General features: G+C 58.6%; 21 protein-coding genes, 2 pseudogenes and 1 riboswitch. Of the genes and pseudogenes, 14 read left to right on the forward strand and 9 right to left on the reverse strand.

Annotation, left to right across the window (positions count from 1 at the left end; all coding sequences use genetic code 11):
* Positions 1-193 precede the first annotated feature (193 nt).
* Entirely contained in the window at positions 194-871 is a 678-nt protein-coding gene (locus BAR1_RS06340; protein ID WP_118942244.1) for an energy-coupling factor ABC transporter permease, read from the reverse strand.
* Positions 872-998: 127 nt separating this feature from the next.
* Positions 999-1231: riboswitch (cobalamin riboswitch) on the reverse strand.
* 263 nt (positions 1232-1494) lie between these two features.
* Here BAR1_RS06340 and BAR1_RS06345 point away from each other — a divergent pair.
* The 10 genes and pseudogenes from BAR1_RS06345 (at position 1495) to BAR1_RS06390 (ending at position 11530) form a co-directional block, all read left to right on the forward strand.
* Positions 1495-1728 (forward strand): acyl carrier protein, encoded by a 234-nt coding sequence (locus BAR1_RS06345; protein ID WP_118942245.1) that lies wholly within the window; start codon positions 1495-1497, stop codon positions 1726-1728.
* Between the two features lie 100 nt (positions 1729-1828).
* Positions 1829-2320, forward strand: a complete 492-nt coding sequence (locus tag BAR1_RS06350) for a GNAT family N-acetyltransferase (RefSeq protein ID WP_162891681.1) — start codon at positions 1829-1831, stop codon at positions 2318-2320.
* 155 nt (positions 2321-2475) lie between these two features.
* The gene (gene cysK / locus BAR1_RS06355; RefSeq protein WP_118942247.1) at positions 2476-3420 is read left to right on the forward strand and encodes a cysteine synthase A; all 945 of its coding nucleotides are present in this window, start codon (positions 2476-2478) and stop codon (positions 3418-3420) included.
* Positions 3421-3555: 135 nt separating this feature from the next.
* Positions 3556-4818 carry a beta-ketoacyl-ACP synthase II gene (gene fabF / locus BAR1_RS06360; protein ID WP_118942248.1) on the forward strand — a complete coding sequence of 421 codons (1263 nt, stop codon included), beginning with the start codon at positions 3556-3558 and terminating at the stop codon, positions 4816-4818.
* Entirely contained in the window at positions 4818-5972 is a 1155-nt protein-coding gene (mltG, locus tag BAR1_RS06365; RefSeq protein WP_118942249.1) for an endolytic transglycosylase MltG, read from the forward strand. The genes fabF and mltG overlap by 1 nt, the downstream gene beginning before the upstream one ends.
* Before the next feature lie 111 nt (positions 5973-6083).
* Positions 6084-6530 (forward strand): hypothetical protein, encoded by a 447-nt coding sequence (locus BAR1_RS06370; RefSeq protein ID WP_118942250.1) that lies wholly within the window; start codon positions 6084-6086, stop codon positions 6528-6530.
* 316 nt (positions 6531-6846) lie between these two features.
* Complete coding sequence (locus BAR1_RS06375) at positions 6847-7197, forward strand: hypothetical protein (protein ID WP_118942251.1); 351 nt, start codon at positions 6847-6849, stop codon at positions 7195-7197.
* A pseudogene (locus BAR1_RS06380) lies at positions 7097-8173 on the forward strand (DNA-packaging protein); the annotation flags it as partial. The gene BAR1_RS06375 and the pseudogene BAR1_RS06380, both read left to right, overlap by 101 nt.
* Positions 8133-11177, forward strand: a pseudogene (locus BAR1_RS06385) (baseplate multidomain protein megatron); the annotation flags it as partial. The pseudogenes BAR1_RS06380 and BAR1_RS06385, both read left to right, overlap by 41 nt.
* A 2-nt stretch (positions 11178-11179) precedes the next feature.
* Positions 11180-11530, forward strand: a complete 351-nt coding sequence (locus BAR1_RS06390; RefSeq protein WP_194295022.1) for a DUF7742 family protein — start codon at positions 11180-11182, stop codon at positions 11528-11530.
* Here BAR1_RS06390 and BAR1_RS06395 read toward each other — a convergent pair.
* Positions 11472-11810 (reverse strand): TraR/DksA family transcriptional regulator, encoded by a 339-nt coding sequence (locus BAR1_RS06395; protein WP_118944370.1) that lies wholly within the window; start codon positions 11808-11810, stop codon positions 11472-11474. The two genes, BAR1_RS06390 and BAR1_RS06395, sit on opposite strands and share 59 nt — an antisense overlap.
* An 85-nt stretch (positions 11811-11895) precedes the next feature.
* Between BAR1_RS06395 and cysE the strand changes: the two genes are divergently transcribed.
* Positions 11896-12705 carry a serine O-acetyltransferase gene (cysE, locus tag BAR1_RS06400; protein WP_118942252.1) on the forward strand — a complete coding sequence of 270 codons (810 nt, stop codon included), beginning with the start codon at positions 11896-11898 and terminating at the stop codon, positions 12703-12705.
* Positions 12706-12763: 58 nt separating this feature from the next.
* Here the strand turns inward: cysE and BAR1_RS06405 are convergent, their stop codons facing one another.
* The 6 genes from BAR1_RS06405 to BAR1_RS06430 all read right to left on the reverse strand — a co-directional run bounded on the left by BAR1_RS06405 (position 12764) and on the right by BAR1_RS06430 (position 19238).
* The gene (locus tag BAR1_RS06405) at positions 12764-14038 is read right to left on the reverse strand and encodes a pyruvate dehydrogenase complex dihydrolipoamide acetyltransferase (RefSeq protein WP_118942253.1); all 1275 of its coding nucleotides are present in this window, start codon (positions 14036-14038) and stop codon (positions 12764-12766) included.
* A 12-nt stretch (positions 14039-14050) separates the two neighbouring features.
* Positions 14051-15403, reverse strand: coding sequence for a pyruvate dehydrogenase complex E1 component subunit beta (locus BAR1_RS06410; protein WP_118942254.1), 1353 nt, complete (start codon positions 15401-15403; stop codon positions 14051-14053).
* A gap of 27 nt (positions 15404-15430) precedes the next feature.
* Positions 15431-16426 carry a pyruvate dehydrogenase (acetyl-transferring) E1 component subunit alpha gene (pdhA, locus tag BAR1_RS06415; RefSeq protein WP_118942255.1) on the reverse strand — a complete coding sequence of 332 codons (996 nt, stop codon included), beginning with the start codon at positions 16424-16426 and terminating at the stop codon, positions 15431-15433.
* Positions 16427-16510: 84 nt separating this feature from the next.
* Positions 16511-16813, reverse strand: a complete 303-nt coding sequence (locus tag BAR1_RS06420) for an FtsB family cell division protein (RefSeq protein ID WP_118942256.1) — start codon at positions 16811-16813, stop codon at positions 16511-16513.
* Between the two features lie 207 nt (positions 16814-17020).
* Positions 17021-17950, reverse strand: a complete 930-nt coding sequence (locus BAR1_RS06425; RefSeq protein ID WP_118942257.1) for a class I fructose-bisphosphate aldolase — start codon at positions 17948-17950, stop codon at positions 17021-17023.
* A 94-nt stretch (positions 17951-18044) separates the two neighbouring features.
* On the reverse strand, positions 18045-19238 hold the full coding sequence (locus tag BAR1_RS06430) for a phosphoglycerate kinase (RefSeq protein ID WP_118942258.1): 1194 nt from the start codon (positions 19236-19238) through the stop codon (positions 18045-18047).
* A 153-nt stretch (positions 19239-19391) separates the two neighbouring features.
* Here BAR1_RS06430 and BAR1_RS06435 point away from each other — a divergent pair, with 153 nt between their 5' ends.
* The 3 genes from BAR1_RS06435 (at position 19392) to BAR1_RS06445 (ending at position 21606) form a co-directional block, all read left to right on the forward strand.
* Positions 19392-19898: a peptidylprolyl isomerase gene (locus tag BAR1_RS06435; protein WP_118942259.1), complete on the forward strand. Its 507-nt coding sequence runs from the start codon at positions 19392-19394 to the stop codon at positions 19896-19898.
* Positions 19891-20514: a peptidylprolyl isomerase gene (locus BAR1_RS06440; protein WP_162891682.1), complete on the forward strand. Its 624-nt coding sequence runs from the start codon at positions 19891-19893 to the stop codon at positions 20512-20514. The genes BAR1_RS06435 and BAR1_RS06440 overlap by 8 nt, the downstream gene beginning before the upstream one ends.
* Positions 20515-20625: 111 nt before the next feature.
* Positions 20626-21606 (forward strand): DUF3179 domain-containing protein, encoded by a 981-nt coding sequence (locus tag BAR1_RS06445; RefSeq protein ID WP_118942260.1) that lies wholly within the window; start codon positions 20626-20628, stop codon positions 21604-21606.
* 51 nt (positions 21607-21657) lie between these two features.
* Here the strand turns inward: BAR1_RS06445 and BAR1_RS06450 are convergent, their stop codons facing one another.
* Positions 21658-22512, reverse strand: a complete 855-nt coding sequence (locus BAR1_RS06450) for an outer membrane beta-barrel protein (RefSeq protein ID WP_118942261.1) — start codon at positions 22510-22512, stop codon at positions 21658-21660.
* Between the last annotated feature and the right edge of the window lie 27 nt (positions 22513-22539).

Here is a 22539-nt window from a genome sequence, read left to right on the forward strand (position 1 = left end):
TCCAATCTAACCGGATTCGTGTATTTACCACGCAACTCGAGGCAGCGTTTGCGACAGCAAATGCGTTCGGGGTGTGTGGTGAATTCAATTGGATTGGATTTGCTCTAGATCCTGACCCTAGGGCGTAGACCTAAAAGAAAACGGGCGCATGGGGGAAACCGCATGCGCCCGTTTTCGTTCTGTAACGGTTTTGTTAGGCAGCCGTGTGCAGGCGCTTTTCAAACAGCCCGCTGTCCTTGAACCGGTGCAGTGTTTTTGCGCCGGCCAGCACGGCCAGATCAACCAGTGGTTCCAGCAGGATCACTGTCATATAGGCCGCACCGAAAGTGGCGACACTGGCAAGGTTTTCAGCGCCAAAGCCCTGACCGTAAAGCGCCCAGAAGGCCACCCAGCTGACGATCCCGCCCTGATAGGCGGTCGATAGGGCCAGTGCCTGACGGTATTTGATGTCTTTATAGGCGACGTTTTGCGGGATGATGCGCTTGGCCAGCATTGCCATCGCGAACAGCGGCACCAGCAGGGTGGTGACGTTGATGCCGTATTGCGGCAGGTCAAACGGGGCAAAGAACAGGCCCTGGATCAGCAGACCCAGCACAAGGCCGATCGCGGTCGGGGCCAGACCGAACAGCAAAAACAGGGTCGAGCCCATGATCATATGCACTTCGGATACCCCGACCGGGTGGTGGGGCAGAACCTCGAAGAACGAGAATACCAGCGCGGTGGCGATCACGCTGCGGCCCATCAACGAGAGTGCGCCGTCTTTTTTAACGGTATCCAGTGCCATTTTGGCGGTAAGGGTCAGCGAGCCGGCGGCGGTGGCGTATCCAAGCGCCATTTTGCCACCCTCGACGATTCCGGGTTCGATATGCATGTTGTTCACACTTTCATTATGCCGACCCGCGCAATCCCCGCGCGAAAAAGGTGCGGCGTTTTAATTTTAGCATTGTTCGGGGAGGTTTGAGCCATTCATGACCCGGCACCGCCCCGCGCGAATGCCGTCGATATGCAGCTTGCAGGCCGGTCTCCGGGCTGATGCGGGGCCATATGGCCGGATGGACCACCTTCCCGTGCAAAACCCTTGCACAGTGGCTGTCTGGTCCATCACACCGCAATTACCGTTGCGGGGGCAGCGCCGGATTTGTGCTGTGTTCACACGCACCGGACTTCCCGTTTAATCCGCAGTCTTGCCAAAGGGGGCAGGGCTGCGGACACCTGAAACTTTCTCTGTTGTATTTTATGAGGCTTTGGCGCGTCAATTCCCAATCTGGCGCAAGGGCAAACTTGTAATTTGCCAAAGGTTACCCATGTTTTCGGAGTTACCTGAAGCGCACAAATCATTTGCCTTAAGGGCGTGATGTGCTATAGGCGGCGCAGAATTCATCGGGGGCGCATGTTGCGCTGTCCGGAATACCCGCATTCGCGGGGTTTGGGGGGCCACATGGCACCCTGGACAAACAAAACGGGCGACGACCCCTAAACGTAAGAGGAAATACCATGAGCGACATCGCAGATCGCGTTAAAAAGATTGTTGTCGAGCACCTGGGTGTGGAAGAAGACAAAGTAGCAGAAAAAGCATCGTTCATCGATGATCTGGGCGCTGACAGCCTGGACACGGTTGAACTGGTTATGGCTTTTGAAGAAGAGTTCGGCATTGAAATTCCGGATGACGCTGCTGAAACGATTCAGACATTCGGCGACGCTGTGTCGTTCATCACAAAAGCTTCTTAAGCTTTTTTCGTTGATTTAACAGTTTGGAAACGGCGTCCCTTAACGGGGCGCCGTTTTTTGTATGCGAGGCTGGATGATACCAGAGATAGAAACAGAGAGAATGGTGCTGGTGTCCCCTGCGCGCGCCGATTTCGAGGCGCTGGCGCGGTTATGGAGCCTGCCCGAGGTTTACCGGTTTATCGGCGGCGAGGCGCGGCCAAAGTCGCAGTTGTGGGGCGCATTTCTGGCCAATATCGGTGCGTGGACCGAAATGGGTTATGGCATGTGGCCGGTCAAGCGGCGCGATACCGGTGCGTTGATCGGGCAGGTGGGGTTTCCTTGCGCGATGCGCGGGCATGGGGCCGGATTTGACGAATACCCCGAGGCGGGTTGGTTGTTCGAGGGGCGCGCGCAGGGCCAAGGGTTTGCCTATGAGGCGATGCAGGCGGCATTGACGTGGTTTGACGGGGCAGGGTTGGCGGACCGTTGCGTTTGCATGATCGATCCGCAGAACACCCCGTCGATGCGGTTGGCCGGCAAGCTGGGGTTTGCGAAAACGCGGCTGTCGATGTTTGAGGGCGACGAATTGCAGTTGTTTGCACGGCAGGTTTAGGGCTGTCGTTGCACCCTTTGGCCTGTTTTTGGTCCGTGTGTTCGTGTTTTGGCGGGGTTAGGGGAATTTCGACCTAATTCCGACAGTGTTCTGGCGTCATTTGGGAAAACCGTTCTATGATCGTTTAAAATGATGCATTTCAGGAAGGAAAGCCCATGCCGACACCCCCACGCGGTTTAATCTACGACGATATCACCCAGACAATGGGTGGCACCCCTTTGGTGCGGCTGTCACGGTTCGGGGCGGATGTCGGGGCGGATATTCTGGCCAAGCTGGAGTTTTTCAACCCGATTGGCTCGGTCAAGGACCGGATCGGGGTGGGGATGGTGGATGCACTCGAGGCTTCGGGTGTGCTGAAACCCGGCGGCACGCTGATTGAACCCACCAGCGGCAATACCGGCATTGCGCTGGCCTTTGTCTGCGCCGCGCGGGGCTATAACCTGATCCTGACCATGCCGGAAACCATGTCCATCGAGCGACGCAAGATGTTGGCACTGCTGGGGGCAAAGCTGGAGCTGACCGAGGGTGCCAAGGGCATGAAAGGCGCGATTGCGCGGGCCGAGGAACTGGCAGAAGAAATTGAAGGCGCAATTATTCCGCAGCAGTTTGAAAACCCCGCCAATCCGGCAATTCATGTCAAAACCACCGCCGAGGAAATCTGGCAGGATACCGGCGGCAAGGTAGATGTATTTGTTTCGGGCGTGGGCACGGGGGGCACGATCACCGGTGTGGGGCAAGTATTGAAGGAACGCAAACCGGATGTGCATATTGTCGCGGTCGAGCCGGTGGACAGTCCGGTTTTATCCGGCGGTGATCCGGGCCCGCATAAAATTCAAGGGATCGGTGCGGGGTTTGTGCCTGCTGTTCTGGAGACCGGTCTGATTGACGAGATAATTCAGATCGGCAATGACGCGGCTTTTGAAAATGCCCGTAAACTGGCCGCGGTGGAAGGGATTCCGGTGGGCATTTCATCGGGTGCGGCGCTGGCCGCAGCGCGGGAAATTGCCGCACGCCCCGACATGGCGGGCAGGAATATTGTGGTTGTTCTGCCCAGTTTCGCGGAACGGTATCTGTCGACCCCGCTGTTTGATCTGGAGTAGGTCCTGATCCTAGGCTGGCGGGAAGGCGACAAATCTTGGCGTAATGCCGCACATCGGTGCGGTTTGGCTTGCCGTATGCAGGGCAGGCAAGGTAAACACCTTTGGAATAGGAACAAGAATACCAAGGGGGCAAATATGCGTCGAGTCGTTGTTACAGGTCTGGGCATGGTGACACCGCTGGCTTGCGGGGTCGAGGAAACCTGGAAACGTCTGCTGGCCGGTGAATCCGGTGCGGGCACGATCACGCGGTTTGACGCCGGCCATCTGCTGACCGATTACGCTTGTGAAATCCCGTTTGGTGATGGCACGGATGGCACATTCAACCCCGATGATACGATGCCCGCCAAGGACCGGCGCAAGGTGGATGATTTTATCCTGTATGCCATGGCCGCAGCAGATCAGGCGGTGAAGGATGCCGGTTGGACCCCGGAAGACGAAGAAAGCCGTCTGCGCACGGGTGTGATGATCGGCTCGGGCATTGGCGGGTTGCAGTCGATTGCCGAGACCGCGATTGTGTTGAAAGAACGCGGGCCGCGCAGGGTTTCGCCGTTTTTCATTCCGGGGGCGTTGATCAATCTGGCCTCGGGTCAGGTTTCGATCCGCTATGGGTTCAAGGGGCCGAACCATGCAGTTGTGACGGCCTGTTCCACCGGCGCACACGCGATTGGCGATGCGGCGCGGCTGATCATGCTGGATGATGCCGATGTGATGATCGCAGGTGGCACCGAAAGCCCGATTTGCGAGATCGGCATTGCCGGTTTCAACGCCTGCAAGGCGCTGTCAACGCGGCGGGGCAATGACCCAAAGGCCGCCAGCCGCCCTTATGACGAGGACCGCGACGGGTTTGTCATGGGCGAAGGTGCCGGTGTGGTTGTGCTGGAGGAATACGAGCACGCCAAGGCACGCGGGGCCAAGATTTACGCCGAGATTCTGGGCTACGGGATGTCGGGAGATGCCTATCACATTACCGCGCCGGCCTCGGACGGGGATGGCGGGTATCGGTCGATGGCGGCGGCGCTGAAACGGGCCGGTATGACGCCTGATGATATTGATTACATCAATGCGCACGGCACATCGACCATGGCCGACACGATCGAGCTGGCTGCGGTTGAGCGGCTGATGGGCGATGCCGCGGCGGGGGCGACCATGTCCTCGACCAAATCGGCGATTGGCCATCTGCTGGGCGCGGCTGGTGCGGTGGAGGGAATTTTCTGTATTCTGGCACTGCGCGACCAGATCGCGCCACCGACGCTGAATCTGGACAATCCGCCCGAGGGGATCAAGCTGGATCTGGCCCCCAAGAAGGCCGTGAAACGTGAAATCAACGTGGCGCTGTCGAACTCATTCGGCTTTGGCGGCACCAACGCCAGTCTGGTTATTGGCAAGGTAACAGATTGATGTGGAAGCATATTACCTCGACCTTTCTATCCTTGATGGTGGTTATTCTGGCGGTGGCCAGCGGGGTGATCCTGTTGGCGCAAAACCGCTATAAGGCGCCGGGACCATTGACGCAGGCCATGTGTCTGCGGGTGGAAAGCGGCACCAACATGCGCAAGGTTTCCGAGGAACTGGCCAAGCGCGGGGCGGTCAGCAGTGACACGCTGTTTCGCATGGGGGCCAATTATTCCGACAAATCGCACAAGTTGAAGGCCGGTAGTTTTCTGGTGCCCGAAGGGGCGTCAATGGCCGATATTGTGGATATTGTCACCCGTGGCGGGGCCAGCAGTTGCGGCACCGAGATTGTTTATCGCATCGGTGTGACCCGCACCCAGATCAAGGTGCGTGAACTGGATCCGGCAACGAACAAATATATTGATACGGTGGCCTTCGTGCCCGCCGACGGGGAAACCCCCGCCGATTACACGCAGGCCCGCGAGCAGGGGGATGCGCGCTATCGCATTGCTTTGGCCGAGGGGGTGACTACATGGCAGATTGTCGAGGCGCTGAAGGCTGCGGATTTCCTGAATGGCGAGATTGCCGAAATGCCGCCCGAAGGCATGCTGGCCCCCGACAGCTACGAGGTGCGCCAGGGTGATATGCGGGTTTCGGTGCTTGAGCGGATGCAGGCGGCCCAGCAGGCCATTCTGGACGAGGCCTGGGCCGGTCGGGATGAGGACCTGCCGATCAAGACCAAGGAAGAGGCGCTGACGCTGGCGTCCCTGATCGAAAAGGAAACCGGCGTGGCCGAGGAACGCCCGCAGGTGGCCAGTGTGTTCGTCAACCGGCTGCGCAAGGGGATCAAGCTGCAAACGGATCCGGCGGTAATTTACGGTATCACCAAGGGGCAGGGGATTCTGGGCCGCGGTTTGCGCCAGAGCGAGTTGCGCCGCGAAACGCCGTATAATACCTATGTGATCGAGGGATTGCCGCCGGGGCCGATTGCCAATCCGGGCCGCGCGGCGATCGAGGCGGCGGTGCATCCTGACGAAACCGATTACATTTTCTTCGTGGCGGATGGCACCGGTGGCCATGCCTTTGCCAGGACACTGAAAGAGCATAACGAGAATGTCGCCCGTTGGCGCAAGATCGAGGCCGAGCGGGGAAACAACTAGGCGGATTTTTCTGGTCTGCAATAAACAAATTGTTGTCTTCCTGTTTTGGAACGATATCCTGAGCAGGTGCATTTAAGCATTTGATTCTATCGTTTTTAAAAGGAAGATATTATGAATAAAGTCGTTGGCATTGTGGCCGCAGCCGTTGTTGCTGCGGGTGGGTATTTTGGCGCACAGGCCCTGGGGCTGCTTGGGGTCAAACCGTTGTCCGCAGAAGAGATCAGCACGGTTCTGGAAAAACGCGCCAAGGAAATCAATGACAGCGGTAATCTGGCATATGATGGCTGGTCACGTCTGACCTCGGCCGTGCATGTGGAAAAACAGCTTACCGTAAGGGGGAAGTCGATTTTGCCCCTGGAGAAAATAGGCAGTAGCGCCGAAGAATATCTGGAGTCGCGTAAAAACCAGGCGGCCAATTTTCTATGCAATGACGATACCATGAAGGCGGCGTTGGCTGGAGGCGCGAGGTTTGTATACCAGTGGGAAGATGCAGACGGAGAGAACCTGGGCATGTTTAGCGCACGCGGTGCGGATTATTGCGCGGATGCAGGTTACTGATCCCTGCAAAGGTGACATCGCAAAGGCCTGTTGTGAATGATGGGCCTTTGTGCCGCCATAAGGTGAATACTGATTCCTTGACCGGTGTCGTGCTGTGATCGGGTAACTGCCTTTAGTTATTGATTGTTAATGGTTTATTAACCTTATCGAACGGTGGGTTCCACACGCATACAGGGATTCTCCTTGACTTTGCGAACGCTCCAAAGTATACATTGTGGCAAGCTAGAAGAAGTGGGCAAGCAGTCGGGGAGGTTATCCTGCGGCTGCTTTTTCATTTCTCTTGTGCGGAGCGGCATGAGAGGCAGATTCAGACCACATGACAATGATTACACCCGTAGGGGGCAACGGTGAAGCCGAGGAAATCCTTTGCATCGCCGAGAAGCACCTTGGCCGGATGCTATACCGCGTCGAGGAATTGATTGCAGCGTTTGAAGCGGAAGAAACTACGCTTTCCAAGGAAGCGGTGGCGCGGATTCGCGAGCTGAGCAAGGCCGCGCAGACGGCGTTTGATGAAAGGGCAAAAATTGAAAAGCTCCGAAAAAACACAGCCGGAATCGTGCATGACTATGCGCTCGACTTTGATGCGGCCCGACTTGAGGTCGGGCGCAGAATTGCTCGCTTGCGCGACGCCAAGGGAACAGACGGAATTTCTGGACAGCCTGAGTGAGGAAACGCTGCTGGCGCTGCCCTATCTGTTCGAGTTCTGGGCGTTTGAACACCAGTTGCCGCCGGAAGGGGACTGGCGCACATGGGTGATCATGGGCGGGCGCGGGGCGGGGAAAACCCGTGCGGGGGCCGAATGGGTACGCAGCATGGTCGAAGGATCGCGGCCGATGGATATGGGGCGGGCGCGGCGGGTGGCGCTGGTGGGGGAAACCATTGAACAGACCCGCGAGGTGATGGTGTTTGGCGAGAGCGGCATTCTGGCTTGCTCGCCGCCGGACCGGCGCCCCGAATGGCAGGCGACCCGCAAGCGGCTGGTCTGGCCGAACGGGGCGGTGGCGCAGGTGTTTTCGGCGCATGACCCCGAGAGTTTACGCGGGCCGCAGTTCGACGCGGCCTGGGTGGACGAGCTGGCCAAATGGAAGAAGGCCGAGGAGGCCTGGGACATGCTGCAATTCGGGTTGCGGCTGGGGGATTGTCCGCGCCAGTGCGTGACGACCACGCCCAAAAATGTGCCGGTGCTAAAGGCGATACTGGGGAATTCCACCACGATGGTGACCCGCGCGCCCACCGAGGCGAACCGCGCCTATCTGGCGGCGTCCTTTCTGAAAGAGGTTCGGGCACGTTATGCCGGCACGCGGCTGGGGCGGCAGGAACTGGACGGGATGCTGCTGGAGGATGCGGAAGGGGCGTTGTGGACATCCGCGATGCTGGAGGATTTACGGCTGGAGGAGGCCGGTGATCTGGACCGGATCGTGGTGGCGGTAGACCCGCCGGTGACAGGGCACAAGGGATCGGATGAATGCGGCATCGTGGTTGTTGGCGCAAACTGTCAGGGCAATCCGGCGGACTGGCGGGCGGTGGTGTTGAAGGATGCAACTGTATCCGCCGCCACGCCTGCGGCCTGGGCGCGGGTGGCGATCGCGATGGTTGAAGAATACGGTGCGGACCGGCTGGTGGCCGAGGTCAATCAGGGCGGGCGATGACGGCACGGGGATGCCCTGGTCGGTGTCTGGTGTGTCGCGTGGGGCGGCGGCTGTTGTGCCGGAACTGGACGGGCGTTCGGTTTACGGTGGCACACCGACGGATCAGTCGGTGATCGAGGCGATCCAGCATCTGAACGCGCATGGCAAGGGGGTGGTGTTTTACCCCTTTGTGCTGATGGATCAACTGGCAGGCAACGGGTTGAGTGACCCCTATACCGGCGCGGCGGATCAACCGGCCCTGCCTTGGCGTGGGCGGATCACGCTGTCGGTTGCACCGGGGCAGGCGGGATCACCGGATGGCACGGCGGCGGTGGATGCCGAGGTGGCGGCGTTTTTCGGGGCGGCGTCGGCTGCGGATTTCACGGCTACGGCTGGCGGGGTGTCCTATAGCGGCCCTGCCGAATGGTCCTATTGGCGGTTTGTGCTGCATTACGCGCATCTGTGTGCGGCGGCGGGGGGTGTCGAGGCCTTCCTGATCGGCTCGGAATTGCGCGGGTTGACGCAGATCAGGGGGGCGGGTGGTTCGTTCCCTGTGGTGCAGGCGCTGCGTGATCTGGCGGCGGATGTGCGAAGCATTCTGGGCGCGGGAGTGAAGATTTCCTATGCGGCGGACTGGTCGGAATATTTCGGTTATCAGCCGCAGGATGGCAGTGGTGACCGTCTGTTCCATCTGGATGCGCTGTGGGCGGATGCGAATATAGATTTCGTCGGCATCGACAACTATATGCCGCTGTCGGACTGGCGCGAAGGCTATGAGCATCTGGATGCGGGTGCGGGGTCGATTTACAACCTCGACTATCTGGAATCCAACATCATGGGTGGCGAGGGTTAAGACTGGTATTACCATTCGCCCGAGGCCCGCGCGGCGCAGATACGCACGCCGATCACCGATGACGAACATGGCGAGCCGTGGATTTACCGTTTCAAGGATATCAAAAGCTGGTGGTTAAGCACGCACCATGAGCGCATTGGCGGGGTGCGGCAAAGCACGCCGACCGCATGGGAAGCGGGCAGCAAGCCGGTGTGGTTTACCGAGCTGGGCTGTGCGGCGGTGGACAAGGGCACGAACCAGCCGAACAAGTTTGTTGATCCCAAGTCGTCGGAATCCAGTCTGCCGCGCTATTCCGACGGCACGCGGGATGAATTGATCCAGATGCAGTATCTGCGGGCGATGCACCGGTTCTGGAATGATCCGGCGAACAACCCGGTGCATGATGAAACCGATGTGCAGATGGTGGATATGGCGCACGCCCATGTCTGGGCTTGGGACGCGCGTCCCTTTCCCTATTTTCCGAACCATCGGGAATTGTGGACGGACGGGGATAATTATGCGCGCGGGCATTGGCTGAACGGGCGCACGGCGGCGCGGTCGCTGGCCTCGGTTGTGGCCGAGATATGCGAGCGTTCCGGTGTGACGCACTATGATGTCAGCCGCCTGTATGGTTATGTGCGCGGATATTCCGTGCCGGCGATTGACGGGGCGCGGGCGGCGTTGCAGCCCCTGATGCTGGCCTACGGGTTTGACGCGATCGAGCGGGACGGGGTGTTGATCTTCCGCAACCGCGACGGGCGGGAAACCGGTGTGGTGTCGGCCGGGAAGCTGGCCGTGGCGGCCGAGGCGGACGGGCTGATCGAAACCACCCGCGCACCGATGGCCGAAGTGGCGGGGCGCATCCGGCTGAATTTTGTCGAGGCCACGGGGGATTACGAGGTGCGGGCGGTTGAAGCGGTGTTCCCCGACGAGGCCACCTTCAGTGTGTCGCAATCGGAACTGCCGCTGGCGCTGACCGGCTCGGAAGGCCGCGCTGTGGTGGAACGCTGGCTGGCGGAATCGCGGGTGGCGCGGGATGGCGCGCGCTTTGCCCTGCCGATGAGCGAGCTGGCGCTGGGCGCGGGCGATGTGGTGCGCCTGCCGGATGGTGATGGCGAGGCGCTGTACCGGTTGGACAATGTGGAACAGGCCGGCGCGCAGATGATTGAGGCGGTGCGGGTGGAAGGGGGCGTTTACCGCCCCTCGGAAGGCACCGACGAGGTGCCGAACCTGCGCCCGTTCACCCCCGCTGTGCCAGTTTATCCGCTGTTCATGGATCTGCCGTTGCTGCGCGGGGACGAGGTGGCACATGCGCCGCATTTGGCGGTGACAGCCACGCCCTGGCCGGGATCGGTGGCGGTTTACAGTTCTTCAACGGATGCGGGCTATGGTCTGAACCGGTTGATCGAGTCCTCAAGCGTGATCGGCGTGACCGAAACGGTGCTGCCCACGGCGCACAGCGGGCTGAAGGATCATGGCGCGCCCTTGCGGGTGAAGGTTTATGGCGGCGATCTGGCCTCGTCCCCTTGGGGGGATGTGTTGAATGGTGCCAATCTGGCGGCGATTGGTGATGGCTCGGGTGCTAACTGGGAGGTGTTCCAGTTTGCCGAAGTCGCATTGGTGGCCGAGGATACCTATGATCTGTCGCTGCGGCTGCGGGGGCAGGCGGGATCGGACGGAATTATGCCGGCACAGTGGCCTGCGGGCAGTCAGTTCGTGTTGCTGAACGGGGTGCCGGAACAGATTGATCTGGCATTAAGCGAGCGCGGATTGTCGCGGCATTACCGGATCGGACCAGCGGCGCGCAATTATGATGATCCGTCCTATCTGCATATGCAGGCGGCGTTTCAGGGGATCGGGTTGCGGCCATATGCGCCCTGTCATGTGCGGACAAGCGGGACTGTCGGAAATGATATTGCGGTTAGCTGGATCCGGCGCACGCGGGTGGATGGCGACAGTTGGGAAGGGGTCGAGGTGCCCTTGGGGGAAACAGTCGAGCGGTATCTGCTGCGGGTCAAATCCGGCAGCACGATCCTGCGCGAGGTTTTTCGCAACGTGCCGGACTGGACCTATGCGGCGGCGAATCAGGCGGCGGACGGGGCGAGTGCGCCCTTTACCATCGAGGTGGCGCAGTTATCCGACAGTTTCGGCCCCGGGCCGTTTGCAGCCGTCGAGATCACGGCGTAGGAATGCGGCCGGTTCTGCATGGCGATGTGGTGGCTGCAGCTTTGGTGCTGCTGCGATTGCCGGTTTCGGCGCGTACGGATGCGATGCGGGACATGCTGGAACAGGCGGCGGCTGCGGACCTTTATCGCAAGCGGCTGGGCAAGGGGCACCCTGCGTGGGGCAACGGCAGCCTGATGGCGGTGGCGATGCGGTGGGACAGGGCATCCGAGCCGTTTTTGGATGATCCCGACTATTGCCGCTGTCTGATCACGGTTTTTTCGGAACTGCTGGCGTGGCGCAGCGAACGGGCGATGTTCAGCCGGAAGCGCAGGAAATGCAGGTTGGCACGGTCGGGTCAAGCTGAAGCCGTTTAAGCGCGATGTCCTCGCCGCAATCCGTGCAATAGCCGTATTCGCCCTGATCCATCCGCTCCAATGCAGCCTTGATCCGAAGGCCCTGATGGTCACGGCGGGTCTGGGTGGCCTTGGCCATCGCCTGTTGCTGCATCGCGTTCATGCGGGACAGGCGGCCGACCGATTGCTGGTCCAGCACCACGGTTTTGCGGGCGTCTTTGGTGCTGTTGCCCTGATCTGTCAATTCGTTCTGAAGTGTTAGTAGCAGGGTGCGGAAATGCGCCAGATCGGAGTCATTCATGATGCAAATACCTGTGATCAGGGTTTTCAATTTTGCCTGCGCGGCCTATCTGCTATAGTGCAGCACAGGCAGCAAGGAAACCATGATGACAAACGCGCGCACAAAACTGGCCGAGGTTGATCCGGTCTGGGAACAGATTTGCAAAGAGGCAACCGGCGTTGTCGCAGACGAGCCGTTGCTGGGCGGGCTGGCGCATTCTTCGGTGCTGCATCACCCGACACTGGAACGCGCACTGGCCTATCGGGTGTCGCTGAAACTGGCCTCGGGCGAGATGTCGGAGCAAATTTTACGCGAGATTTCGGACGAGGCCTATGCCGAGGCCCCCGAACTGGGGCAGGCGGCACGGGCCGATCTGGTGGCGATCCGCGAGCGTGATCCGGCGTGCCACCGGTTGTTGCAACCGCTGTTGTTCTTCAAGGGGTTTCAGGCGGTGCAGGCCTATCGCATCGGGCACTGGCTGTGGAGATCCGGCCGGCACGACATGGCGTTTTTCTTTCAGATGCGGGTGTCGGAAATGTTCGGGATCGATATTCATCCCGCTGCCCAAATCGGGCAGGGGCTGATGATCGACCATGCCCATTCGATTGTGATTGGCGAAACCGCAGTGGTTGGCAACAATGTGTCGATGCTGCATTCGGTGACATTGGGCGGCACCGGCAAAGAGGATGGCGACCGTCACCCCAAGATCGGCAACGGGGTGCTGATTGGCGCTGGCGCCAAGGTGCTGGGCAATATCGAGGTGGGCAATTGTTCGCGCATTGCCGCCGGGTCTGTGGTGTTGCATGACGTGCCGGCCCGCAAAACGGTGGCGGGGGTTCCGGCCAAGATCATTGGCGATTCCGGTTGTGATCAGCCATCGGTGACGATGGATCAGCTTTTGGGTGGAACCGACTGATATTTAATATTAAAATGGCGCAAGCAATGTTATTATTCCGCGCCGTTTTGGGATTGTTTTAGGCCAGCATCGAGACCGGATTTTCAAGATTTTCAACGATGGCATTCAGCAGCAGTGCCCCCAGTGCCCCGTCAATCACACGGTGGTCGACCGACAGGGTGACGGACATCACCGTGGCCACGGACAATTCGCCATCCTTGCCGACCACAGGTTTCTTCACGCCCGCCCCGACGGCCAGAATGGCCCCGTGTGGTGGGTTGATCACGGCGTCGAAATTATCGATGCTGAACATGCCCAGATTGGAAATTGCAAAGCTGCCGCCAAGGTATTCGCTCGGGGCCAGTTTGCCTTCGCGGGCGCGGGTGGCAAGGTCTTTCATCTCGACCGAAAGCTGCGTGAGGGTCTTGGTTTCCGCGTCCTTGATCACCGGTGTGAACAGCCCGTCGTCCACGGCCACAGCCACGGCCACGTCCGATGGTTTCAGCTGGAACAGCCGGTCATTGGCCCAGATCGCGTTGGCCTTTGGTACCGATTGCAGGGCCATCGCGCAGGCCTTGATGATGAAATCATTGACCGAGATTTTCAGCCCCTTCGCTTCCAGTTGCTTGTTGATCAGGGCGCGGCCCTGAAGCAGGGCGTCGATGCGGATGTCGCGGCGCAGGTAGAAATGCGGGATCGACTGTTTGGCCTCGGTCAGGCGGGCGGCGATGGTTTTGCGCATACCGTTCAGAGGGATTTCCTGATAATCCCGATCGGCGTAGATTTTGGCCAGAACACCGGTGGCCGGGCCGGTAGGCATCGGGGCGGACGCCGATGCAGGGGCGGCAACCACAGGCGTGGCCGGCTGCCCAAGAACATCGGCTTTGACGATGCGCCCGTGCGGGCCGGAGCCGGTGAGTTGGGACAGATCAATGCCTTTGTCAGCGGCGATCCGGCGGGCCAGAGGCGAGGCGAAGATACGTTTGCCGTCAGCTTTCGGGGCAGGGGGAGCGGACGTTGGTTTTTCCTGCTTTGCTGTTGCAGGCCCCGGCGCGGGGGCCGGCGCAGCGGCGGGTTTTGCGGGGGCAGTGCCGATATCATCTGTCGTTTCGCCATCCTCCAGCAGCACGGCAATCGGGGTGTTGACCTTGACCCCTTCGGTGCCCTCGGGTACCAGCAGTTTGCCGACGATCCCTTCGTCCACGGCCTCGAATTCCATCGTCGCCTTGTCGGTTTCGATTTCGGCGATCAGGTCACCGGATTGCACCATGTCGCCCTCTTTCACCAGCCATTTTGCAAGCGTGCCTTCCTCCATTGTGGGGGAGAGTGCGGGCATCAGGATTTCTGTCGGCATATTGCGGCTTCCTTAACGATAGGTGACTTGGTGGACGGCCTCGACAACTTCGTCGGTCGTCACCAGCGCCAGTTTTTCAAGGTTGGCGGCATAGGGCATCGGAACGTCCTTGCCGGTGCAGTTGATCACGGGGGCATCTAGATAATCAAAGGCCTCCTGCATCAATACGGACGAGATGTGGCCACCGATAGAACCCACCGGCCAGCCCTCTTCGACAGTGACGCAACGGTTTGTTTTCATGACGGATTTTATCACTGTGGCGGTGTCCATCGGGCGCAGGGTGCGCAGGTCGATCACCTCGGCCGAGATACCGTCATTGGCCAGCCGGTCGGCGGCCTCGAGCGCGTATTTCATGCCGATGCCGAAACTGACAATGGTCACATCCGTGCCCTCGCGCCAGATTTTGGCAACACCGAAGGGGATGGTGTAATCATCCAGCACCGGCACATCGAAAGTCTGGCCATAAAGAATTTCGTTTTCCAGAAAAACAACCGGATTGGGGTCGCGGATCGCGGTTTTCAGCAGGCCTTTGGCATCGGCGGCAGAATAGGGCATCACCACCTTCAGCCCGGGAATTTGTGCATACCACGCGGCGTAATCCTGACTGTGTTGTGCCCCAACGCGGGAGGCCGCACCATTGGCCCCGCGAAACACGATATGTGCGCCCATCTGGCCGCCGGACATATATAGTGTCTTGGCGGCGGAATTGATGATCTGATCCATCGCCTGCATGGCAAAGTTGAAGGTCATATATTCGACGATTGGCTTAAGCCCGCCAAAAGAGGCGCCAACAGCAAGGCCGGTAAATCCGTGTTCGGTGATCGGGGTGTCGATCACCCGTTTGTCGCCGAATTCGTCCAGCAATCCCTGGGACACTTTATAAGCGCCCTGATATTGCGCGACCTCTTCACCCATCAGATAGACGGTTTCATCGCGGCGCATTTCCTCGGCCATGGCATCGCGCAGGGCCTCGCGCACGGTGGTGGGCTTCATTTCGGTGCCGGCGGGGATTTCGGGGTCTTGCGGGGCTTCGATTGCCACAGGCGCAGGAGCGGCGGTGGTTTCTGGTGTCGGGGTAGGGGCCGGAGCGGCGGCGGGTACGGGGATGGCACTGGCATCCTCGCCCTCTTCGACCAAAACGGCGATCGGGGTGTTGACGGCCACGCCTTCGGTGCCCTCGGGGATCAGGATTTTGCCCATGATGCCCTCGTCGACAGCCTCGAATTCCATCGTGGCCTTGTCGGTTTCGATTTCGGCGATCACCATGCCGGATTCGATGGTATCACCCTCTTTCACCAGCCATTTCGCCAATGTGCCTTCTTCCATCGTCGGGGAAAGCGCGGGCATTAGTATTTTGGTTGCCATTTATTATTTCTCCGTCTTGTCCGATGGTTACGCGTCGGCGTAGATGTCTGTCCACAGTTCGCTCAGCGCCGGTTCGGGGCTTTCGCGGGCAAAATCTGCAGATTCATTCACCACCGCCTTGATCTCTTTGTCTATCGCTTTCAGATCGTCCTCGGAGGCATGTTTGCCCTGCAACAGCATCTGGCGGACATGGTCAATCGCATCATGTTCGGCGCGCATTTTCTGCACTTCCTCGCGCGAGCGGTATTTGGCAGGGTCAGACATGGAATGGCCGCGATAGCGATAGGTGACCATTTCCAGAATGTAGGGGCCATTGCCGGCGCGACAATGTGCAACCGCCTTTTCGCCTGCCGCTTTCACCGCCAGCACATCCATTCCGTCCACCGATTCACCGGGGATGCCGAAGGCCTGCCCGCGGGTGTATAGTTCGGGGGTGGAGGAGCCGCGTTCCAGCGAGGTACCCATCGCGTAGTGATTGTTTTCAATCACGAAAATCACCGGCAGTTTCCAAAGCGACGCAATATTGAAGGTTTCGTAAACCTGCCCCTGATTCGCCGCGCCATCGCCGAAATAGGTGAAGGTGACATTGTCGTTGCCCTTGTATTTGTCAGCAAAGGCCAGCCCCGCGCCAATTGGAACCTGCGCGCCGACAATGCCGTGACCACCATAAAAATGCGCCTCTTTCGAGAACATATGCATCGAGCCACCCTTGCCTTTGGAATAGCCGCCCTCGCGTCCGGTCAGTTCGGCCATCACACCTTTGGCGTCCATGCCACAGGCCAGCATATGACCGTGGTCGCGATAGGAGGTCAGGCGGTTGTCGCCCTCTTTGGTGGTGGCCTCGAGCCCGACGACGACGGCCTCTTGGCCGATGTAAAGATGGCAGAACCCGCCGATCAATCCCATGCCGTATAGTTGCCCTGCCTTTTCCTCGAATCGACGGATCAACAACATCTCGCGATAGAACTTTAACAGCTCATCCTTGGAAACATTTGATTTCTTTGAAGGTTTTTTGGCTGCCATAGGGGGAGGCCCTCGCGTTTTGCTAAGTAGTTTAGTGTTAAACTATATTCTATAACAAACCGGCAGGAAGTGCGAGAAAAGATTTTAACGGATGACGATTTCGTCGGCGCGGATCATGCCCAGCACGTTGCGGGCCTGTTCATCCAGCAGGTCAAGGTCCAGATATTCGTCGGACAGGCGGTGGGTTTTGTTTTCCATCCGTTGCACCTGTTGGCCAAGGATCGCCAACTCGCTGCGCAGGGCATCGGCTTCGGCGTCGATCTGGATCCGGCGAAACAACCCGTAGTCGCCTTGAATGGCGGCAAAGGCGAAATAGAGGCCGAGCGCAAAGGTAAAGCCGAAATAAAGGACACCACCGATTGCCGGATGTTTGCGTTGAACAGTCATTATACCATGCCTCGAAATACCGTCTTGATGCGGCTTTGGCTACAATGGCACATGCCGACCGGTTTGTGAATCCCCCGATTCGCATAGCGGCGGTATTTTACTGCAATACCTGTGACTTATTGGACTCTATACAAAAGGAAACCCTCTGGCGGGGCCAGAGGGTTGCTGTTTTCTTGGTCTGTGTGGCGCAGGCGAGCCCGCCGCCGGTCAGGCCTTGCCTTTGTAGATGTCGACCAGTTTGGCCAGCATCGCCAGCGCGTCTTCGCGGCTGCGCTGGAAGGTGTTGCGCCCGATGATCGAACCGTTGCCGCCACCATCGCGAATAGCGCGGGCATCGTCGTAAACACTGTCGGCACCTTTCTTCGAGCCACCGGAAAACACCACGATACGGCGACCGGCAAAGCTGGCGTCCATGCAATGTTTCACACGGGCGGATTGTGTTGCGATATCGATCTTTTCGTCCTCGTAGACCTTTTTGGCTTCGGGCAGGAACAAATGATCGGTGGACAGTTTGATTTTGATGATATGCGCGCCCAGCAGGGCGGCGATTTGTGCGGCATAGGCGGCAACATCGATCGCGGTTTCACCGTCTTTGTCCAGTGCCTCGCCGCGCGGGTAGGACCAGATCACGGTTGCGATGCCTTTGGCCGCGGCCTCTTCGCGCATGGCCGAGATTTCCTCGAACATCTCCAGCCCCATTGAGGAGCCGGGATAGATGGTAAAGCCGATGGCCGAGGCCCCGATGCGCAGGGCGTCGTCAACCGATGCTGTGATGGCCTGATCTTTTGCGGCGTCGGACGGGATCAGCGAATTGGCCGAGTTGGCCTTCAGGATCGTCGGGATTTGTCCGGCGAAAGTATCGGCACCCGCTTCCAGCATCCCCAAAGGGGCGGCATAGGCGTTCAGGCCGGCGTCAATGGCCAGTTGGTAGTGGTAATGCGGATCATAAGCCGCAGGATTGGGCGCGAACGAGCGTGCAGGGCCGTGTTCGAACCCCTGATCAACGGGCAGAATGATCATCTTGCCGGTGCCGCCCAGTTTGCCGTTCATCAGGATGCGGCAGAGGTTGGCCTTCACACCGGGGCAGTCGGCCTCGTAATTCGATAGAATCTTCTGGACAATCCGTGTCGCTTTCATCGTAAATTCCTTTCAAGAGCAGCAGGTTTTCCCACTGCTCTATAAAGGTATACGGTGGTGTGCAATGCTGTTGGCGCTATCAGTCCCTAAAAACCTATGCCCCTTCCAGTGCCGCGACCCCGGGCAGGGTTTTGCCCTCCATCCATTCCAGAAACGCACCACCGGCGGTCGAGATATAGGTGAAATCATCGGCATAGCCCGCAGCGTTGATCGCCGCGACGGTATCGCCGCCGCCTGCAATCGAGACCAGCGCACCGGCCTTGGTCTGTTTGGCGATGTCAAACAGCATGGCAAATGTCGCGGCGTGAAAGGGGGGCATTTCGAACACGCCAAGCGGGCCGTTCATAATCAGGGTTTTGCTGGATTCAATCACGGTTGTGATCCGTTCAACGGTATCCGGTCCGGCGTCAAGGATCATTGCATCCGGCGGGCAGGCATCGGCTGGCAGGACTTCGTAATCGGCGTTTTCCTTGAATTCGCGGGCGACAACGATGTCGGTCGGCAGGATGACTTCGCAATTCACATCCTTGGCCTTGGCCAGAATTTCCAGCGCAGTGTCTTTCATTTCGTGCTCGGCCAGCGATTTGCCAACATCCACCCCTTGGGCGGCCAGAAATGTGTTGGCCATACCGCCACCGATGATCAGAAAATCGACCTTGGACACCAGATTGCCCAGCAGATCCAGTTTGGTAGAAACCTTGGCCCCGCCAACCACGGCACAAACCGGGTGTTCGGGGTTGCCCAAAGCGGCTTCAAGCGCGCTTAGCTCGGCCTGCATCAAACGGCCAGCACAGGCGGGCAGCAGATGGGCGATGGCCTCGGTCGAGGCATGGGCGCGGTGGGAAACGGAAAAGGCATCGTTGCAGTAAACATCGCCAAGGCTGGCCAGATCGGCGGCAAAGGTGGGATCGTTGGCCTCTTCGCCGGGGTGAAAGCGCAGGTTTTCCAGCAGCACAATGTCGCCGGGGTTCATTTCATTGATCCACGATCCGGCGCGCTTGCCTTCGGTTTCGTCTGCGAAAATCACCGGCTGGCCAAAGGCCTCTTCCAGTGCGGGCAGGGTGACCTTCAACGACAGTTCCGGCACCACCTTGCCCTTGGGGCGGCCGAAATGCGCCATCAGAACCGGCTTGCCACCGGCGGCCTGAATGTCCTTGATCGTGGGCACAATGCGTTCAATGCGCGTGGCATCCGTGACCACACCATCCTTGACGGGCACGTTGATATCGACCCGCACCAGAACCGTTTTTCCATCCAGATTGATATCGTCGAGTGTTTTCCAGCCCATGCCAGACCTCCGTTGGGTTTTGCGCCGTTTCGTGCCCACAGAACCCTATCACACATACAGGGTCAATGTGGCACAGTGTATTGCCCCTTTAAAAACCGCGCCATCCCGCATAGGTTCCCTGCGAATGAACACCCTATCAAAGGAGCGCCCGATATGGCCGAGATCAAAGACCCCGAAAACACCATTCTGATGGAACTCAAAGACGGCACAGTCACTATTGAACTGTTGCCCGATGTTGCGCCCCAACATGTCGAGCGGATGAAAACGCTGACCCGTTCCGGTGCCTATGACAACGTCTGTTTCCACCGGGTGATTGACGGTTTCATGGCCCAGACGGGTGATGTGGCCAATGGCAATATGGAAAAGGATTTCAACCTGCGGGCCGCTGGAACCGGTGCGTCGGACTTGCCCAATGTTCCGGCTGAATTCTCAAAAGTGCCCCATGCGCGTGGCAGCATTGGCGCTGCGCGGTCGCAAAATCCAGATTCCGCCAACAGCCAGTTTTTCATCAACTTTGGCGCCAATGATTTCCTGAACGGTCAATACACCGTTTACGGTCAGGTGATTGATGGCATGGACCATGTCGACAAAATCGCCCGTGGCGAGCCGCCGATGAACCCCGACCGTATCATCAGCATGAAGGTGGCCGCCGATGTTTAAGGGCTTTGGTTTTCCGATTGCCATGCTGGTGCTGGGGGCGGCAATATGGGGGACGTTTTTCCTCTATGATGGCGCCAACGGCAAAGCATTGGCCGAGGACACCCCCGGCCCCAATCTGGTGATCGAAGTGGCGGCCAGTGACGGCACGCCCAAAGGCACGCTGGTGATTGACCTGCTGCCCCATGTTGCGCCGGCCCATGTCGAACGCATCATTGCGCTGGCAAAATCCGGTGCTTATGACGGCGTTGTGTTCCACCGTGTGATTGACGAATTCATGGCCCAGACGGGGGACGTGCAATTCGGCAAGCAGGGCGGCGACATTGCTGAAGCGGGGCGTGGTGCTTCGGATATGCCGGACCTGAAGGCCGAGTTTTCCAACATCCCGTTCAAACTGGGCACTGTCGGCATGGCACGATCCAACAATCCGGATTCGGCAAACAGCCAGTTCTTTATCATGTTTGGACCGGCCAAAAACCTGAACGGTAAATATACCGTTGTTGGCCGTCTGATCGACGGGTTGCCAACGCTTTATGATATCAAGCTGGGCGACAAAGCGATGAACGGTCTGGTTACGGAACCCGACTATATGGCCAAAGTCACCGTCGTTGACGAATAAACCCTTGAAGGGGCGGGCCTGACGCACGCCCCTTCAAACCACCGTGAGCAGGCCTATCCTTGTGTCTGCCGCTCTGGCATCCTGCATCCACCCCAACCAGGAGGATGCCTCATGCACCGCCATCTACGCATATTTCCATTGATTGCCGCCGTTGTCACAGCCCTTGTCACCACGGCCAGCGCCAATCCGGACCTGTGGAAATCCGAATGGCCCAACACCGATTTTTCCCGCAGCAGCGTGACAGACTGGAGCGAAATCCTGTCCGGCGGTCCGCCCAGGGACGGGATACCGGCGATCAGCAGCCCGAAGTTTCGCAAGGTCGCAAGCGAAAACCGCATCAATGTGCGCGAGCCGGTGATCACGGTTGAAATCAAGGGGCAAACCCCGCGCGCCTATCCGATCCGCTATCTGCTCTGGCATGAAATTGTAAACGATGTGGTGGGCGGTGTGCCGGTGGCGGTAACGTTCTGCCCGTTGTGCAATTCGGGCATGGTGTTTGACCGGCGGGTTGGTGGCAAAGTGCTGGACTTCGGCGTGTCGGGCAAGCTGCGCAATTCGGATATGGTGATGTATGACAAACAGACCGAAAGCTGGTGGCAACAGGCGATCGGCACCGGCATTGTCGGGGCAAACAAGGGCAAGGTGCTGAAACAACTGCCCAGCTGGATGGAAAGCTGGGGCGAGTTCAAGACCCGCAATCCGGATGCCCTTGTGATGGACGAACCTGACTGGAGCCGCAGTTACGGGCAGAACCCTTACGTCAGCTATGACAGTTCCGCGCGCCCCTTCCTGTTCAACGGGGAAATGCCGCCGCATGGGATTGCGCCCTTGATGCGGGTGGTGCGGGTCGGCAAGCGCGCCTGGCCGATGAGCCGGTTAAGTTCCGAGGGCGAAGTGCGCGAAGCGGGTCTGGTGATCAGCTGGGCGTCGGGTCAGGCCTCGGCGCTGGATACGCGGCAGATCGGCAAAGGCAAGGATGTTGGCACCGTGCGGGTGCGCGACGCCAAAGGGCGCGATGTGCCCCATGACGTGATGTTTGCCTTTGCGTTTCATGCGTTTTTCCCGAAGGGAAAGTGGATGCTGGCAAAATGAGAGTATGAAAAAGCGCGAAGATATCTCCGCGCTTTCAAGGACACCAGGTTATTATTCCAGAATACCACCAGAAACCGCCAACCAAGAGGCATAATTAGGAATGGCCGGACGGGTGCGTAACCGTTGGGAAGAACGATTTCCAAATGACCAGTTGACCCCGATATTTATCCGCTTGTCGATGGCAGAATCCCGTTCTCCACCTTGGTAAAGATCAGCATATGCCAGGTTGGCATAGGCCGACCATGCGGGATTGTTGAACTGGTATGTCCCGCCGATAGTGAATTCTTTCACAATTGCGGCCTCGTCGCGCGGGACATCATCATCCATAACACCGTCACCATAGCTGACAGTCGCATTCATTCCGAACCGGTTGTTAAACTGATAATTCATACCCAGGGCGACATGGGTAAACTTGCTCATGCCATCAAAGCCATCGTCATCGGTTCCGCCAGTTCCGTCCAGATACCCAAGCAAACCGTTGAGCGAGAGTTTCTGATTCACGCGATAGGTTCCACCAAGGCCAATGAAATAGCGATCATTTGTGCCATCATTATCATTTTCCGATGTGACATATCCAACAAATCCTTCAATGTCATAAACCCCAAAATCGCGGCCAGCCCGTAGTGCAATCATGCGCCCGCTTGATAAAGCATCGCTAGCGACCGCGGCATCGGTTTCCTGGAGTCTGGCTTCTCCTTCAATAAAGTATCCATTATTGAACTCTTTCCCGACAAACCCGTTCAGGATCACTCCGTTGGCATATTTGGGGAGGCCAGCAATGTCCGTTCTTTCGACGCTGCCATTATTGAGGTTCAGCCCTATTGATCCGTATATATCCTGTGAAGACGCCTGAACCGCAGATAAACCAAGTACAAACACACTGATCGTAAAAGTATTAAGGGTCATAATTCCCTCCTGTGTTTTTTTAAAAAT

The sequence above is a fragment of the Profundibacter amoris genome, from assembly GCF_003544895.1.
GTDB lineage: Bacteria > Pseudomonadota > Alphaproteobacteria > Rhodobacterales > Rhodobacteraceae > Profundibacter > Profundibacter amoris.

Coding starts and splice junctions, on each gene's coding strand:
- BAR1_RS06390 (WP_194295022.1), top strand. CDS start 11,180: ATGCGGCCGGTTCTGCATGGCGATGTGGTGGCTGCAGCTTTGGTGCTG.
- pdhA (WP_118942255.1), bottom strand. CDS start 16,426: ATGGCAGCCAAAAAACCTTCAAAGAAATCAAATGTTTCCAAGGATGAG.
- cysE (WP_118942252.1), top strand. CDS start 11,896: ATGACAAACGCGCGCACAAAACTGGCCGAGGTTGATCCGGTCTGGGAA.
- BAR1_RS06405 (WP_118942253.1), bottom strand. CDS start 14,038: ATGCCGACAGAAATCCTGATGCCCGCACTCTCCCCCACAATGGAGGAA.
- BAR1_RS06410 (WP_118942254.1), bottom strand. CDS start 15,403: ATGGCAACCAAAATACTAATGCCCGCGCTTTCCCCGACGATGGAAGAA.
- BAR1_RS06440 (WP_162891682.1), top strand. CDS start 19,891: ATGTTTAAGGGCTTTGGTTTTCCGATTGCCATGCTGGTGCTGGGGGCG.
- BAR1_RS06395 (WP_118944370.1), bottom strand. CDS start 11,810: ATGAATGACTCCGATCTGGCGCATTTCCGCACCCTGCTACTAACACTT.
- fabF (WP_118942248.1), top strand. CDS start 3,556: ATGCGTCGAGTCGTTGTTACAGGTCTGGGCATGGTGACACCGCTGGCT.
- BAR1_RS06420 (WP_118942256.1), bottom strand. CDS start 16,813: ATGACTGTTCAACGCAAACATCCGGCAATCGGTGGTGTCCTTTATTTC.
- BAR1_RS06430 (WP_118942258.1), bottom strand. CDS start 19,238: ATGGGCTGGAAAACACTCGACGATATCAATCTGGATGGAAAAACGGTT.
- BAR1_RS06340 (WP_118942244.1), bottom strand. CDS start 871: ATGCATATCGAACCCGGAATCGTCGAGGGTGGCAAAATGGCGCTTGGA.
- BAR1_RS06350 (WP_162891681.1), top strand. CDS start 1,829: ATGGTGCTGGTGTCCCCTGCGCGCGCCGATTTCGAGGCGCTGGCGCGG.
- BAR1_RS06425 (WP_118942257.1), bottom strand. CDS start 17,950: ATGAAAGCGACACGGATTGTCCAGAAGATTCTATCGAATTACGAGGCC.
- BAR1_RS06345 (WP_118942245.1), top strand. CDS start 1,495: ATGAGCGACATCGCAGATCGCGTTAAAAAGATTGTTGTCGAGCACCTG.
- cysK (WP_118942247.1), top strand. CDS start 2,476: ATGCCGACACCCCCACGCGGTTTAATCTACGACGATATCACCCAGACA.
- BAR1_RS06370 (WP_118942250.1), top strand. CDS start 6,084: ATGAATAAAGTCGTTGGCATTGTGGCCGCAGCCGTTGTTGCTGCGGGT.
- mltG (WP_118942249.1), top strand. CDS start 4,818: ATGTGGAAGCATATTACCTCGACCTTTCTATCCTTGATGGTGGTTATT.
- BAR1_RS06445 (WP_118942260.1), top strand. CDS start 20,626: ATGCACCGCCATCTACGCATATTTCCATTGATTGCCGCCGTTGTCACA.
- BAR1_RS06375 (WP_118942251.1), top strand. CDS start 6,847: ATGACAATGATTACACCCGTAGGGGGCAACGGTGAAGCCGAGGAAATC.
- BAR1_RS06450 (WP_118942261.1), bottom strand. CDS start 22,512: ATGACCCTTAATACTTTTACGATCAGTGTGTTTGTACTTGGTTTATCT.
- BAR1_RS06435 (WP_118942259.1), top strand. CDS start 19,392: ATGGCCGAGATCAAAGACCCCGAAAACACCATTCTGATGGAACTCAAA.